General features: G+C 36.5%; 8 protein-coding genes. 5 read left to right on the top strand and 3 right to left on the bottom strand.

Annotation, left to right across the window (positions count from 1 at the left end):
* Positions 1–96: 96 nt before the first annotated feature.
* Positions 97–1,485 carry a hypothetical protein gene (locus GQ594_RS04435; RefSeq protein WP_160411619.1) on the top strand — a complete coding sequence of 463 codons (1,389 nt, stop codon included), beginning with the start codon at positions 97–99 and terminating at the stop codon, positions 1,483–1,485.
* 957 nt (positions 1,486–2,442) lie between these two features.
* On the opposite strand, the gene GQ594_RS04430 is transcribed toward GQ594_RS04435, so the two are convergent.
* From GQ594_RS04430 to argS, 3 genes are all read right to left on the bottom strand, one after another.
* Positions 2,443–3,459 carry an amidohydrolase family protein gene (locus GQ594_RS04430; protein WP_202112472.1) on the bottom strand — a complete coding sequence of 339 codons (1,017 nt, stop codon included), beginning with the start codon at positions 3,457–3,459 and terminating at the stop codon, positions 2,443–2,445.
* A 429-nt stretch (positions 3,460–3,888) separates the two neighbouring features.
* Positions 3,889–6,228, bottom strand: a complete 2,340-nt coding sequence (gene pbpC, locus GQ594_RS04425) for a penicillin-binding protein 1C (RefSeq protein WP_160411620.1) — start codon at positions 6,226–6,228, stop codon at positions 3,889–3,891.
* A gap of 103 nt (positions 6,229–6,331) precedes the next feature.
* The gene (gene argS / locus GQ594_RS04420; protein ID WP_160401230.1) at positions 6,332–8,065 is read right to left on the bottom strand and encodes an arginine--tRNA ligase; all 1,734 of its coding nucleotides are present in this window, start codon (positions 8,063–8,065) and stop codon (positions 6,332–6,334) included.
* A 465-nt stretch (positions 8,066–8,530) separates the two neighbouring features.
* Here argS and GQ594_RS04415 point away from each other — a divergent pair, with 465 nt between their 5' ends.
* From GQ594_RS04415 to GQ594_RS04400, 4 genes are all read left to right on the top strand, one after another.
* Positions 8,531–13,687 carry an alpha-2-macroglobulin family protein gene (locus GQ594_RS04415; RefSeq protein ID WP_160411621.1) on the top strand — a complete coding sequence of 1,719 codons (5,157 nt, stop codon included), beginning with the start codon at positions 8,531–8,533 and terminating at the stop codon, positions 13,685–13,687.
* A 100-nt stretch (positions 13,688–13,787) separates the two neighbouring features.
* Positions 13,788–16,085, top strand: a complete 2,298-nt coding sequence (gene pbpC, locus GQ594_RS04410; RefSeq protein ID WP_160411622.1) for a penicillin-binding protein 1C — start codon at positions 13,788–13,790, stop codon at positions 16,083–16,085.
* A gap of 14 nt (positions 16,086–16,099) precedes the next feature.
* Positions 16,100–16,522, top strand: coding sequence for a nucleoside-diphosphate kinase (gene ndk / locus GQ594_RS04405; protein WP_160400014.1), 423 nt, complete (start codon positions 16,100–16,102; stop codon positions 16,520–16,522).
* A 104-nt stretch (positions 16,523–16,626) separates the two neighbouring features.
* Positions 16,627–17,460 (top strand): ABC transporter substrate-binding protein, encoded by an 834-nt coding sequence (locus GQ594_RS04400; protein ID WP_442903526.1) that lies wholly within the window; start codon positions 16,627–16,629, stop codon positions 17,458–17,460.
* Positions 17,461–17,462 lie beyond the last annotated feature (2 nt).

Genomic DNA, 17,462 nt, shown 5'->3' with positions numbered 1-17,462 from the left:
AATCATTGTTGACTAATTTAATTAGTTACAACTAATCAAATAGTTTTATTTGCAATGAATTGGTCATTTAGTTAAAACCAACTGAAAGGAAATATTATGAGGATAGCCATAACAATTTTATTTATTTTTCTTTTAACAGCTTGTCATGTTCGTACCGCTGATGATGCGTATAAAGAAGGAAAATATTTAGAAAGTATAAATTTATTAACAAGTAGCATTGAGGAAAAAGGCGAAGCAAAATTTGATAAAGAGAAAGCTGAAAAATTACGAACGATGGTCAGTAATATTATGGCTCATTACGAAACCAATTTAGCTAGTACACCAAGCAATGATTACAAAAATCGTATTGATATTTATCAATGCTTACTTAAAATGAAAATGATGCTAAGAGATCGTTTTTATAGCCAAACAGTCAGTTTTTTCAATGATAAATACGATATCACAAACCTAGAACAAACCATTGCTAAAGAATATTATGATTATGGTAACTCCATAACTGGCAGAGATAGCCAAAGCTATCAACAAAAAGCAGAATTATATCATAGAGGTTTAGAGCTATATAATTACAAAAATATTGAAGCGTTATACAAAAATGCCAATACCAAATATATGCAACTTGCTGCTAAAGAGTATTATGATCAAGGTAAAATACTAGAAAAGCAAGGTAACTATAAAGCGGCTGCGGACGCATTTAATAATGCTTCGGCTGTATACAAACCTCTTGGTAAGTACAAAGATAGCGACAAACTTTCTATTGATAATGATAGAAAATATTCTGAACAACAAGCAGAAATGGCCTATGACCAAGCTCAACAATTAGCAAAAACAGCAACTCATCGTTATCAATTCCGAGAAGTAGCTCAATACTATGCATCAGCAGCTTCAGCTTATCGACAATATGGTTATTTTCGTGATGCAACTTCACAAGCAGAAAAGTACAAGAAAAAAGGAAAAATTAAAGTTTATTATAATTCTTCTGAATTAAGATCTTATGTATTAGATATATTAAGTAAAGATTTTATAGAATTTATTATTTACGAACCAAGTCAGGCGGATGTCACAATCCGTATCAGGACAAATGTTGAATTTTCAGATCTGGGGCAATCAATTAACAACGAAACCAAAACCGAAAAAGTATTTGATAAATATGTTGAAATTACTGACGAAAACGGCAATAAAAATCAAATCAAGACCTATAAAGATCAACCATTCAATTTAAAAACGGTGACTCACAGCAACAAACTTACCTTGACGACTGAAATTGAGGCTCATGGCGTCTATAGTTACAGTAAATCATTTAATATTGTTAAAACATCTGCAAAGCACGATTATATCTATTCTGGCAATGTACCAGCAAATTTGCGTAATCATAGTGAAGGAACATTACAAAGCAAAGATAGCTTACTTCAAGCGGCAGAAGAACAGCAATTAACAGAATTAAAGGTATATCTTGAAGATATGGTTCGAGATCTTTCATATTTATAATTACTATAAGTGACATAACTCAAACTTAATTGAATAAAAACGACTTACTCATTGACGTTCATTTTAGTCAATGGGTGTTCAATGAGTAAACTGAATTCTTATTTTTTGCTTTTCACTAAATTTGCTAGCGTGTAATGCTGATGACAGAGAGATTATAAAAATTAATAATTAGAATTTAAATCAATTAACTGTTAGGCTAAGCCAAACCAAAACGATTTTAACTGGAAGGTTTGATATGAAAAAAATTATGAATGGATAAATGAATATGTATTTAATCATTCTATATCTTACAATTATTTCAATAAACTTTTAGATTCAAAAAAAGAGAATCAAACCCTATTTGCTGTGGCATATTTAAGCGGTATTGTTAATACACTTAATCTTGAAAACATAGCAAATAAAATGGAAGGTAGACCATTAATATTTTGTTCTAACAGCTTAATTTCCGCTCCTAAGGTAAAATAGCTTGTTCGGCAATATGTAAACTCTTTTAATGGTGAAGCAGTAAAAAATTTGGAGATGATGATTTGTATTATATGGTGAGGTTCTCACTAAGATACTATTATCAATGTCCAACAAACAAAAATTAACTTATTTATAATAAAAAATTTAAGGTACAGAAAATTACGCTGTCTGTTTTTGTGTTTTAATCCTCTTTTCCCTTTTATCATAAAGAATTTTCTACTTTTGAGTAGTATTATTGAGGGGATAGTTATAGGCTATTTGTGATAAACATCTATAACTAACGATTATTTAATTAGTAAAAAGTATTTAAATAGCCTTTTAAATATTTTTCAGAAATTATGCTCAAAAAGCGGTCAGGAAAGGTGTTGATTTTATTGAAGTTTTTGTTGAATTATTAAATAAAACAATGAAATAATCAGTCACTCATCGGCATCATTTTTTCAAATAAATACCGATGAGTAACCTATTTGGTTAAGCTTACTCTAACCAAAATCAATCAATACCCAGTACCATTCGCCCATTTTTAGTTGCTACATTAACCACATTATCTAAATCGGTATAACGGCAGCCTGTCACTAATAATTTAAGTTCTTCCCACATATTACCCGTTGAAAATGGTAGCATGTAATCGCTGACATTATCCGTGCCAATAGCAACAGGAATCCCCGCAGCAGCGAGTTCATCCACTGGCGTTAGTGAGTTACGAGTAGGGCCATGCTCTTCACGGCGAGGGCTATCGATCCAAGCAAACGGACAGGCGATAACCATCATTTTGGCTTCTTGCATTTTTTTGTAAAGTTTTTGGCGGTATTCTAAACTGTGTGCAGTAATTGATATGCTATGAATCGCAACCACACGCCCATGCATACCGTGTTCAAGGGTTTTATCAGTAAGCTGTTCTGTTTCGATTTCATCTTGTGAGTTAAATTGGTCAACATGCACATGCACCATTTTGCCTAATGATTTACCAGTTTGCATTAACACGTCAAGATGTTTAAGTCCCATACCTTCGCCATGATCACGCTCATCACGGCGTGGCAAACCGCCAATAATATCAACCAAATCAGCGCCTTTATCAAACCAATAACGCGCCTCTTTATCAATAACGCCTTTAAGGGTTTGATTGACTAATTTTATGATGATGTCGTTTTTATAGGTTTCTCTAGCCCGCAATGCCCCTTTAATGGCGCGTTCTTCTGCAATGGGGTCAATATCAACAAACGATCCCATAGCGCTAACACCTTGTTCAATCATTCGCTCAACCGCCATACTAAAATGTCGATAATAATCATCTTCGCTCATCGACGCTTTGACTTTATCTAACGTATCCCATTTTTCAATTAATGATTGTTTTTGATAAACATCAAAACTATCAACCGAAATAGTAAAAGCACGATCAGCATGCATATGCGAATTAACCCAACCACCATTTTGCTTAATTTTATTGATTAAATAAGCTTTTAAACTTTGATCTCGACTGGTTAATAACATTTTTTTATTATCGGTCATAATCTGCCTCTACAATTCTGTTTTAAATAAGATGGATAAATCGTATGGTGCAGACAAAAAAAATCCCCCAAAAAAGGAGGACAAAATATAATATCAATAATTTTATTGATTAAAACGATTGATTTACTATTACTCATTGTACAAACGCCATATCGATTCAAAACTGCAGGAATTCTAACCAAAATATTGGTAATAGCAAGTACTATAATTCATAAAATATATAAATAAATGAAATAGTTAAAGTATTATTTTTTAGATTTTTCGCTTTTGAAAAACATTTTTAATCAGTTTAATGTCTATAAAAATAAGATATTTAATACTAACTAATTATTTATTAATAATAATTTATTGTCACAAAAATGAGATTACTCAATAATTTAACATTGAGCAATTAGTAACTATTCATTTATGGTCAGTTAGCATAATTTATTAATTAAACAGCTCGACTTTAATATTACGCGAATCGCTCCGTCCCATATCATCAAGCACTAAAATTTTAAAAGTTCCACTTTCGGTTGGGATCCAACTAATGGCGCTTCTTGGTGAGGTTTGACCTATAAAATTATTATTTACAAACCAATAAAGCGTTTTTACATCGCCATCGCTGTTAGCGGTAAAACTGATTTGCTCATTTTTTTGTTTTGCGGTTCTAAATTGATAAACCACATTCTTGAGTGGTGAGGTTATTTTGGGTGGATCACCAAAATAATTTTGTGATGAACTACAATGTTTTGTTGAAGGGGGGGATTTTTTAGGAATCCCTGCTTTTGCAAAAACAGCCGCTAAATCTGATGGCCAATATTCAAAAACAGCTAAATGAGAAGTTGTAAAATCATAAGGCGGACAAACGGCTTTACCTGTTTGATTATCGATCATAACAGGTCTAAAAATCGTATCGGGATTAATTGGCGATACACCAGGAATAAACCACGTTTTCCCTTTTGCTTTACACCATTGCGTTAGTAAATTACCACTAGTTAGGCAAACATCAATGCGTTTTAAATTGGGTGGTAATGGACGATTGGGTTCACGCAAATTGGGGTAATAGGCATTAATGCTATCAACAATATTAAAAAATAGCGGTGTGGCAGCATCGACACCGACGAAGGCGTTATTACCACTGCCATCAAAGTTACCAAGCCAAACTACCATAGCATAATGACCAAAAGTCCCTGCTGTCCAAGCATCACGAAACCCCCACGAGGTGCCTGTCTTCCAAGCAACCGGTACGACATTTTTTTGCATTTTACTTAGTACATCTTGTGGACGAGTGTTTTGCTTTAACATATCAATAGTCATAAATGCCGCTTGTGGACTTAATAACTTTTGTGGTTCAGGTAAGGTTGTTGATTCAGTAAATTGTAGCGGTTGCCAGCGTCCTTCATTGGCTAACATGGCATATAAACCGACTAACTCTTGCGGACTTACTTCACCACCACCCAACACTAAAGACAAACCATAATGTGCTTCATCGGCAAGTTTTTGAATATGCGCATCGACTAAAAACTGGTAAAAAGTGGGATTATTCAATTTTGATGCAACCCATACGGCAGGAATATTACGGCTATGAATTAATGCATCGGTTGCCGAAATGGGACCACGAAAGTTGCGATCAAAATTTTCAGGTGTGTAGGCCCCAAAATCGGTGGCGACATCCTTTAAAATCGTCCTTGGATGCAACACGCCTTGATCTATTCCAAGCGCGTAGATAAATGGTTTAAGCGTAGATCCAGGCGATCGTTTAGCCATTGTGCCGTTAACTTGACCTTGAATCGAATTATCAAAATAATTCGCTGAGCCGATCAGCGCTTTCACTTTCATGGTTTGCGTATCAACTAAAATCACCGAAGCATTATTAATGCCTTTTAAACGATTGCGCTCGATAAACGCATTGACTTGACGATGGATAATTTTTTGCAGATTACTATCTAACGTGGTTTTGACTTCTTGTGTTTTGTCATGTTGCTCATGAATGATTTGATTCACAAAATGGGGGGCAACAAAGGGCACTCGTTCAGGTTGACGCAAAACTAACTTTTGCGAAAAGAGCGCTGCAATATGGCTATCAACAGGATATTGTGCTTGCCAACGTTCAAATAACTGATTTCTTGCTTTTACCAACGCTTTGCCAGCAAAACCCGTTTTACGATCAACTCGAAAGGTAGGGGATTGTGGTAAAACGACTAACGTTAACGCTTCGGGCAGGTTAACTTGTGACGGCGGTTTATTAAAATAGATAAATGATGCCGCGCCCACGCTTTCAATATTGCGTCCAAAAGGGGCATAATTTAAATAAGCCTCTAAAATATCGTGCTTGGAATACATCAACTCTAACTGTATAGCCCTAGCAATTTGATGCAATTTTCCGCCAATCGTTCGGGTATTTAAACGCCAATGCATGCGAGCTAGTTGCATAGTAATCGTTGAGGCGCCTTGCCGATTACCACCAGTTAAATAGGTTGCACTAAAAGCCCGCATTAAACTAAATGGATTGACGCCAAAATGACAATAAAACCACTGATCTTCGTGCAGTAATAAGCCGTTAACAATATCGGGGGAAATATCTTCCAAAGGTGTCCACAACCGATAACGATCATCGTCAGCTAATGTCATGCGAATTAGCTGATTATTGTTATCATAATAACGTGTCGAAAAGGTTAATGGTTCAGAAAGTGAAGCGTGGGGATAGAGCCGAATGGCAACAAGCGCAATGGTTAACAGCAGTAATGCCATTAACTGATTTTGGTGGCGGATAATAAACCTAATCATCGATAGCTATACATTCACAAAATATTGCATATTAGCAACGCAGCCACTTATGTTGTTATGCCTGTTCGATATTATAAATTCATCAACATGAGTGGCAATTTTGTTACATTTTCTCAACTGTCTTAATACCTAACATATCAAGACCAATTTTGAGGGTTTTTGCTGTTAATGACGCTAATTTCAAACGGCTTTGTTTCAAGCTTTCGTTATCTGCCGTTAAAATAGGGCAGTTTTCATAAAAACTTGAAAACAGCGTCGCAATTTCATAAAGGTAAGCACAAAGTACATGTGGTGTGCCTTCGTTTGCAACGGTTGAAATGGTCTCATCGAATTGAATTAAACGTGTTGCTAAAGCGCGTTCTTTATCGGTGTCTAAACAAATATCACCCGTTAAACTGTCTTTTGCAATATTAGCTTTTTTGAAGATAGATAACACACGCGTATAAGCATATTGCAAATAAGGTGCGGTATTGCCCTCGAATGACAACATATTATCCCAATCGAAAACATAATCAGTAGTACGGTTTTTTGAAAGATCAGCATATTTAACCGCACCAATTGCCACCGCATCGACAATTTTAGCAAGTTCGCTTTCTGATAATTCAGGATTCTTACTACGAATTAACGTTGTCGCACGTTCGCAGGCTTCATCGAGCAAATCATTAAGTTTAACTGTATCGCCTGAACGGGTTTTAAACGGCTTCCCATCTTTGCCGAGCATCATACCGAACATATGGTGCTCAAGTTTTAAAGATTCTGGCACATACTTAGCTTTATGTACAATAGCCCAAACTTGCTCTAAATGCTGATGTTGACGGGAATCGGTATAATAAAGGATACGATCAGCGTGCAACGTTTCGTAACGGTATTTAGCACAAGCAATATCGGTTGTAGCATAAAGGTAACCACCGTCACGTTTTTGGATGATAACACCCATTGGCTCGCCTTCTTTGTTTTTATATTCATCTAAAAACACAACAATAGCGCCGTCGCTTTCAACGGCTAGTTTTTTCTGTTTTAAATCAGCTACGATTGTTGGCAACATACTGTTATAAATACTTTCGCCCATGGTATCTTCAACGGTTAACGTGACATTTAAACGTCGATAAGTGGCAATATTTTGCGTCATGGTAATATCAACTAGCTTGCGCCACATATCACGGCAATACTCATCACCGCCTTGTAGTTTAACAACATAATTACGCGCTTTTTCAGCAAATACGTCGTCTTCGTCATAGTGTTTTTTAGCAGCACGATAGAATGATTCTAAATCTGAAAGCGCCATATCATTGGCGTGTTCATTTTGCACTTTTTCAAGATACGCAATTAACATACCAAATTGAGTTCCCCAATCGCCGACATGGTTGGCTCGAATCACATTATGCCCCAAAAATGATAAAACACGCACACTCGCATCACCAATAATGGTTGAGCGCAAGTGACCAACGTGCATCTCTTTAGCAACATTAGGCGCCGAATAATCGACTACAATGGTTTGTGGTTTGGCAGGGAGGGTGATATTGAGTTTATCACTGTTTAACGCAATTTCATTTTGCTCAGCAATCCAACTATTTTTTAAAAAGATATTAATAAACCCAGGCCCTGCAATCTCAACTTTTTCGGCAACATCATCAATATCTAAATGTTGCAAAACAGCCTGAGCAAGATCGCGAGGTGGCATCCCAAGTTTCTTAGCAACAGCCATAATGCCATTGGCTTGGTAATCACCAAATTGAGCTTTGTTTGATTGCTTAATTAAAGCGTCACAGTTCTTATCTGCACCCGCCATAATCATAGCTTGCGAAACGCGTTGCGTTAATAATTGTTGAATATTCACACTAAACCTAATCGATTATCATAAAATGGCTAATATCATACCGAAAAAGTGATAAATTGTCACTTCGTGGATACGAAGGGGAATTATTCCTCTTTAAAAACAAAATAAAAAACTTTAATAAAATCAATATTTTTCCTGACTAGTTTTGGATAAAAAATAATGTCTTTTTAGCTTTGGTAGACGGGATAGATTCTGAAAAGTCGTTGATGCTGAAACAAAAAAAATATCATTCCGGGTATTTTTTGTGGGGGGGTATTTGTTAAAAAATAGCGCAATCGTCACTTAAAAAATGGTTAGAAAAACAATTGATTTAATTTAAGTTTTTATTTTGTGCTTTTTTTTAAAAACATCAAATTTCATTAAACTCTCTTTGCTAAAAACCTTATGTTAGTGCATAATATATGGACAATAACGAATGCGAATAATCAACAATAACAATTATTATAGATGAGAGGTAAGGATAAAATGGGATTAGTAAAACCTGTAGCGGTGTTGAGTATGCTGTTAGCGTTAGCAGGCTGTGATAATAAAGATGTTAAGCAAAATGCAAATACTGAACAATTAACAACGTCATCAGCATTACAATCTCTTGATGATACCCCTACAGCGGATACCAATGAGAATACGGAAATCGATAACCAATCCAAACCTGTTTTTAAGCCTACCCCTGAATTAGTCGAAAAATACCATAATAAAGCGTTAACGGTTATTGATAGTTCAGAAGTTATTCTTGATGGTTCAAGTACGCTAGTTATTACTTTTTCGGTGCCTTTAAATCCCAATCTTAAGTTTTCTAATTTACTCCGTTTGGTTGATCGCCAATCGGGTAACGTTGATGGGGCTTGGGAGTTGTCTGACAATGGGTTGGAATTACGGCATCGTTACCTTGAACCAAACCGTGATTTGGAACTTACTATCGATAAAATGTTAGCAGGCATTAATGGCAGTAATTTAGCTTCGGTCTATCAAACTCATATTAAAACTCAAGATCGTAAGCCAATGGTTGGGTTTGCTAGTAGTGGCTATTTGTTGCCAAGCAAATCAATGAGCGGTTTGCCTGTGGTTACGCTTAACGTTGATAAGGTTGATGTTAACTTTTTTAGAATTAAGCCTGAAAAACTATCCGATTTTATCGCTGATTATGGTTTTGCTAAGCAATTGTCAAGTTGGGAGTCTAAGAATTTTCAACAGGTTGCTGATTTAGTTTATACGTCTCGATTTGATTTAAATCCAAAACGTAATTCGCAAGAAACAGTATTACTTAATTTATCGTCCATTTCACCATTGCAACAAGAGGGTGCTTATTTTGCGGTGATGAGTAAAGCGGGTAGCTATGATTATTCAAATCCTGCGTCTCTATTTTTTGTCAGTAATATTGGTGTTTCGGTACGTGATTATAATGACGGTTATTTGACGATCATGACGCATGCTTTAGATGATGGTAAACCGCTTTCAGGCATTGATGTATCGGTATTATGTGACAAAGGCGTTCGCGATAGCAATAAGGGTTGTAGAACGATTTCAACAAAAACCGATGAAAATGGTTATGCCGATGTAATGTTGCCAGATGATATGAAATATGTCTTGCTGACAGCAAGCGATGGCAAGCAAATGTCTTTGGTTGATTTGGAACATGGTGCGTTGAATTTAAGCGAATATAATTTAACGGGATCGCCTTTTTATCAAAAACAATTATTTGCTTTTGGTTCTCGTGATTTATATCGTCCAAAAGAGACCGTCTATTTTAATGCACTTTTGCGTGATGCCAATGGTAAGCCATTGCCTGCTCAACCGATTGTGGTTGATGTTATGTCGCCCGATAATTTAGTGGTTGACAATTTTACGGTTAAAGAAAATGCGGATTCGAGTGGTTTGTATCAATGGAAATATGTAATTCCGGCAAGTGCGGCAACGGGTAAATGGGCATTTCGTTTTAATTTAGGCGATGTTAGTTACCGTTATGCTTATTTTAATGTGGAAGAGTTTTTGCCTGAACGTATGGGGATGGAAATTACAACCGTATCAAATAATCCGATTCAGTTTGATAAACGCATCAACTTTGACGTTAAAGGTTGGTATCTTTATGGTGCTCCAGCATCTGGAAATAGTTTAGAAGGTAATATTTATCTTAGAAAAATGGATTCAATTCCTGAACTTGCTGATTATAAAATTGGTGATGAAACTGACAAAAATATTGCTAGACAACTTGATAATGTTGAGACGACTTTAGATAAAAACGGAAGTGTGCAAGTCGCAGTTGATACTAGCAATTGGGGTAAGTTGAGTTCTCCAGTTAATGTGGTTTTACAAGCAAGTTTGCTTGATTCTGGTGGTCGCCCTGTGACACGTTATGCAAGCCAAGCGATTTGGCCAAGCGTTCAAATGCCAGCTGTGCGGGCGTTGTTTTCTCAATCACCTTATTATGATTGGTCAACAGATCGATATGAAAAAAGCCCAACGGTTGATAAAGGCGATAATGCTGAGTTTGAAGTCGCTTATGTTGATGTTGAGGGTAATAAATTAGCAACAAAGGATTTAAAGGCAAGGATTGTTCGTGAGCGTCGTAATTACTATTGGAGCTGGTCTAACGATTCAGGATGGTCTCAAGAGTACAATTCGAGTGAATTTGTTGTGCAAGAGCAACCGCTTTCTATTGCTGAAAATGGTACTGCTAAAGTTTCTTATCAAACCAATGATTATGGTTTTTATCGTATTGAGGTGGTTGATACTAAAAGTAGTGTGATAAGTAGCATGCGTTTTAGAAGTGGTTATAATTGGGAAGATAATACCAACGGTACCAATTCTGTTCGTCCTGATCAGGTTAAATTAAGTCTTGATAAGACGGCTTATGCAGTCGGTGATACCGCAAAAATTCATGTTCAAGCTCCTGTTGCAGGTTCTGGTTATATTTCGCTTGAAACTAATGACGGTATATTGTGGAAGAAAGATATTACCGTTGATGATAATGGTCTTGATGTTGATATTCCTATTGAAGATTGGGAACGTCATGATGTTTATATTAATGCGATGATTATTCGTCCATCAACCGATGCTGCTGTGCAGACAATTAAACGAGCTATTGGTTTACTTTATTTACCAATTGATACTTCTGATCGTCAATTAAATGTCAATATCGAAGCACCGAAAAAGACAGAGCCTGAAAAAACCATTCCAATAAAAATTAAATTGGATAAAAAATCAATCCAGCAAGATCGTAAGGTAACGGTGTTGGTTTCGGCTGTGGATTCTGGCGTGTTGAATATTACCAATTTTGTTACCCCCGATCCTTATAGTGCGTTTTTAGGGCGTAAACGTTATAACATCGATATTTATGATGTTTATGGTAAGTTGATTGAAGGTAAAGGCCGTAATGTTAATATGAGCTTTGGTGGTGATGCAATGCTTGAGGCTAGCGCCGGCGGTAAAAAACCATCAAATGATGTCAATATTGTGGCTCAGCAATTGCAAACCATTAAGTTAAATGATGATGGTGAGGGCGTTGTTGATCTTGCTTTGCCTGATTTTAATGGTGAATTGCGCATAATGGCACAAGCTTGGGATGATACACGTTTTGGTAAGGCTGAACAAACTATGCTAGTTGCATCACCAGTTGTTGTTGAACTATCAACACCGCGTTTTTTATCGGGTGGAGATCAGGCTGACTTGGCATTGGATTTGAATAATTTAACCGAAAAAACACAAACGATGCAGATCGATGTGTCTACTGATGGTTTAGTTCATCAAGATTCAGCTAAGGCGACAACCTTAACGATAGATAGTAAGCAAAGACAAATTATTCAAGTACCGATTATGGCCGATTATGGCTATGGGCAAGGTTCAGTCACCATTAATGTTAAAGGTATTTTGTTAGAAGATGGTTCTGAGTATCAAATCAAACGATCTTGGAATATTGGCGTTAGGCCTGCTTATGCCGCAACCACACGGTATTATGCTGTAGCAATCAATGGCGGTGAAAGTTGGTCATTACCAGAGGGTAGTCTTGTTGACATGATTGATAATACCGTTGATGGTAAATTAATTGTATCAAATCAGCCTCCACTTAATATTGCTCAGTATATTAAAGAGTTATTTGCTTATCCATATGGTTGTTTAGAACAAACTGTTAGTGGTTTAATGCCATCGTTATATGCAAACCAAGAGCAGCTTTCTGCATTGGGAATTAAAACTGAATCGGATGCCAAACGACGTGAAAAAGTGCAATTAGGTATTTCACGCATTTTATCAATGCAACGTAATAATGGTAGTTTTGGTTTGTGGAGTAACGATAGTGCTGAAGAGTATTGGTTAACTGTGTATGCAACTGACTTTTTATTGCAAGCCAAAGAGCGTGGTTATAATGTGAATAATGGCGCACTTGATGCGGCAATTTCGCGTATTAATCAATATGTTTACGATGCTAATGCGTTTAATAGTTTGCAAAATTATTATGATAATTCACAAGTAAGTGATTATACGAAATTTGCAACTAAAGCTTATGCGTTAGTTGTGCTAGCAAAACAAAATAAAATCACGGTATCTGTGCGTAATGAAATTAATCGCATGTATCAACAGATCACCGAGGGTAATATTAAGGTGTTTTCACCATTGCCAGTTGCTCAGTTAGCGTTATCAGCTAAATTGGCTGGTTTTGATAATATCTATGACAGCTTAATGCCACAGGTATTTACCACAAGTTATGACAAACGATATTCTTGGTTGGGCGAATATGGCAGTGCTATTCGTGATAATGCATTGGTACTATCATTATTAATTGAAAATAGATTAAATGCTGATAAACAAGCGGATTATTTAATTCACTTATCTGATTTACTCAATGATACGCGTTATTTTTCAACGCAGGAGCTCAATGCTTTATTTATGGCGGGTTGGTCGTTAGATCAACATAAATCTTCACAAAAATTTGATGTTGTGATTAATCAACAAGCAAATAATGTCAATTCAGCATTATCGCGCTCTTTGATTTTTGACGATTTGGCTCATGGCTTGACTATTTCAAATCCAGAAAACGCACAGCCGATTTATGTTAAATTTACGGTTTCAGGTTATGGTAAAAGGTCTCCTACGCCAACAAGTGATAATAATGAATTAACCATTAAACGTACTTACTACGATTTGAAAGGTAATAAAATCCAACCAAATCATATGAAAGTAGGAGATTTGATGGTGGTTTTATTAGAAGTTAATGCGCATAAAGAAACTGTTCACGATGCATTAATTGTTGACTTTTTACCAGCTGGTCTTGAGTTAGAAAATCAAAATCTAACTAATAGTAGCGTGAGTTTGCAGGCAATTCCTGAATTAGCGAATTTGTTGAAAGATGAAGACAGCAATGATGTTAAATATCAAGAGTTTCGTGATGATCGATATGTTGCTGCTGTTGATATTAATCACTATGTAAGCAATGGTACTTATCGTACTCGTGTTGCTTATTTAGCTAGAGCGGTAACGGCAGGGAATTATATGATTCCATATCCTTATGTTGAATCAATGTATCGTCCTGATCGATTTGCTATTGGTCAATCCATTGATGTCATGTCGGTTGAGCGTAATAGCAAATCAAATACTCCAGATACGGCCAATACATCAAATCAGCAACAATAGATCTTAATTGGGTTTGTTGGTTAAAAATATAAGTAAATAGCTACCGCTAATGTTTGTTAGTGGTAGCTGTTTTGTACTCAACTATTTGAATTTTAATAAAATGAAAAAGCGCCTGCGTAATATTCTGGCTTTCTTGTTTTTTTGCATCCTTTTATTATTAGGTGGCTTTTTTGTTGCCGATCATTTTTTTCCGCTTTCTATCACAAACACTAAAACCACTCAAACCATTCTTGCCGAAGATGGTACACCTCTTTGGCGTTTTGCTGATGAAAATGGTGTTTGGCGGTATCCTATCAAATTAGATGAAGTTCCTAATGATTATCTTGATGTATTGTTAAATTATGAAGACCGTCATTTTTATGAGCACTTTGGTATTAATCCAGCTTCTTTATTGAGAGCCGCTTGGCAAAATATTACCAATAGGCGGATTATTTCGGGAGGGAGCACTATTTCGATGCAAGTTGCAAGGTTGCTCTATCCGCATGATCGTACGGTAATAGGTAAGTTAAAGCAGATATTTCGAACGTTGCAACTTGAGTTGCATTTTACGAAAGATGAAATTTTAACTTTATATATTAATCGTGCCCCATTCGGTGGCACTATCGAGGGCTTAGGTGCGGCGAGTTGGTCGTATTTTGGTAAAGAACCAAAAGCATTAACGCGTAGCGAGGCTGTGTTATTGGCTGTATTGCCACAAGCACCAAGCCGTTTGCGTCCAGATAGATATCCTCAACGAGCTAAACAGGCTCGAGATAAGGTTTTAGCAAGGTTAGCTCAATATCAAGTTTGGTCACCCGATATTATAGAGCAAGTTCAAAAAGAAGATGTTTGGGTTTATCCTCGTAAAAAGCCACAACTTGCTCCATTGTTAGCTCGACGTTTAAGTCAGCAATACCCAAATGAAGATATTATTCATTCAAATATCGATCTATCTTTGCAATATAGTCTTGAAGATATTGCTAGTAATCGTAAAAATCAGTTACCACCCAAAACGTCATTGGCTATTTTGGTTGTGGATCATACCGATATGTCGGTAAAAGGGTATGTTGGTTCGGTTGATTTTAATAATAAGGAGCGATTTGGTCAGGTTGATATGATAAGCGCACTGCGATCGCCTGGGTCAACGTTAAAGCCTTTTATGTATGCACTCGCGATTGATGAAGGTATGATTCATTCTGAGTCGTTATTGCAAGATACGCCACGAATTAGTTCTGATTATCGACCTACAAATTTTGATGAAGATTTTTATGGACCAATCAGTGCTTCAGAGGCATTAAAAAACTCATTAAATTTACCCGCGGTTCAGTTAATTGAACTTTATGGCTCTAAACGATTTGCCGGCAAACTTGCCGGCATTGGTTTACCGCTTGAGTCTAACGGTAATACACCTAATATATCGTATATATTAGGCGGTGCGTCGTTGAGAATGGATAACTTGGTTAGTGCCTATAGTGCTTTTGCTCGCCATGGGCAAGTTAGTCCTTTACGTTTTGTACAAAACGAACCTCTGTTAAGTAAACCATTTATTAGTGATGGTAGTGCATGGATCACAAGACAGATGCTTGTTAATAGTCATCAACTTGTTTATAAAACAGGAACTAGCTATGGTTATCGTGATGCTTGGGCGGTTGGCATGAACCCTCGTTATTTAATTGGTGTTTGGGTGGGACGTCCAGATGGCACACCTGTTGTTGGTCAATATGGTAGTATTACCGCCGTGCCAATTTTGCAACAAGTTAGTTCGTTATTATTAAATAAAGAGCGACGAATGAACCGCCCATTACCTGTTATAACTAAACCAGCTAGTGTTACTTTACAAAAAATCTGTTGGCCATCAGGACAAATTCTGCCAGCAAATGATGAAAACTGTCACCGCCAGAAAAATGCTTGGATATTTAATAAAATGGTTCCCCCTACGCTTGATACACTTACAGCGCTTAATAACAATGTCTATCGGTCAGGGTGGATCACTATTTGGGTTAATGATGCAGGAAAACGTGTATCGGCTGATTGTAATAATGCGCATAAAAAACTGATTGCGTTGTGGCCCATCGCGTTAGAAAATTGGTTGTTACCAAAAGAGCGCAGGCAATCTTTACTTCCTGAGGTTGATAAGTATTGCCCTGTTTTTGGTAAAGATGCTTTTTCGCCACTCGATATTATTGGTTTGCGAGATAAACAATGGGTAAAACGATTATCCGGGCAACAAGATGTTACTATTGATTTAACCCCACAAGGGGGAATAGGTGAAAAATGGTGGTTTTTAGATGGTAAGCTTTTTGAGCACAGCGATGATGATCAAAAAGTTGCCCTAACAGTAAGCCAAAAGGGTATACACCATTTATTGTTATTAGATCAAAGTGGGCAAATTTTACGAATGACATTTACCCTTGATTAGTTAGGAGCAAGTATATGGCTATTGAACGAACATTATCTATCATCAAACCCAATGCGGTTAAGAAGCAGTTGATTGGTGAAATAATCATGCGTATCAAACAAGCAAAACTTAATATTGTTGCGCTAAAAATGCTTACATTAACGCCAAAACAAGCAGGAGGCTTTTATGCCGAGCATCAAGAAAAACCGTTTTTTGAAAAATTGGTTAATTTTATGATATCTGGTCCTATTGTTGTTTTGGTTCTTGAAGGTGACAATGCTGTTAAGCGTTATCGGGAGCTAATGGGGTCTTCTGATTTGTCTAAAGCCACTGTTGGCACTTTGCGGGCTGATTTTGCAGATAACGCAACCGAAAATTCCGTACATGGTTCAGACTCTCTACAATCAGCAGAAAGGGAAATCGCTTACTTTTTTGTAGATAGTGAGATAACGGAATAATCTATATAACTTTAAGTTATAAGTATGTGAGTATTTGTTATTTATTCATTTGATTCTTTGTTGTTAGACTTTAACTGAAAATAACATAACCTTTATTAGGGAGAATCAGGATGAAATTGTTGACTAAATCACTAACAGTGGTCGCATTAATAAGTAGTTTGTTAGGGGTAAATTCTGCTTATGCAGATCGCCTTGATGACATTGAAAAACGAGGCGAAATCAAAATAGCCGTGTTTGATAGTAACCCACCATTTGGTTATGTTGACGAAAAAACCAATAAAGTTGTTGGTCTTGATGTCGATTATGCAAATGAAATCGGCAAAGCCCTCAACGTTAAAGTTGACTTAGTTCCAACCAATCCAGCCAATCGAATCCCATTATTAACATCTCAAAAAGCCGATTTAATTGTCGCCAATTTTACTGTTACAGATGAAAGAGCAAAAACCGTTGATTTTAGTTTGCCTTATTTTGCAACTGGTCAAAAATTTATCGCAAAAAAAGGCGTTTTAAAATCACCGGATGATTTAAAAAAACTCCGTATAGGTGCTGACAAAGGTACGGTTATGGAAATTACACTACGTGAAAAATACCCAACAGCAAAAGTGATTTCTTATGATGATACACCATTTGCCTTTGCGGCATTACGTAATGGTGTTGTGCAAGCAATTACTCAAGATGATGCTAAATTAATTGGTTTATTGGCTAATGTGCCAGAAGAACAACGTGCCGCATTTGAAATTTCGCCATTTAGTATTACCCAAGAATATCAAGCCGTGGGTATCCCAAAAGGGGAGGTTCGCTTAAAAGAAAAGGTGAATCAGATTTTATTAACGCTTGAAGAAAAGGGTGATGCATTAACCATTTATAACCGTTGGTTTGGACCTGATACTACATCGGCAATGCCTCGTGGTGATTTTAAAATAGGTAAAGGTCAGTAAGC

The sequence above is a fragment of the Gilliamella sp. Pra-s52 genome (genome assembly GCF_009795805.1).
Classification (GTDB): Bacteria; Pseudomonadota; Gammaproteobacteria; order Enterobacterales; family Orbaceae; genus Gilliamella.
This window is presented reverse-complemented; position numbering and strand designations above follow the sequence as displayed.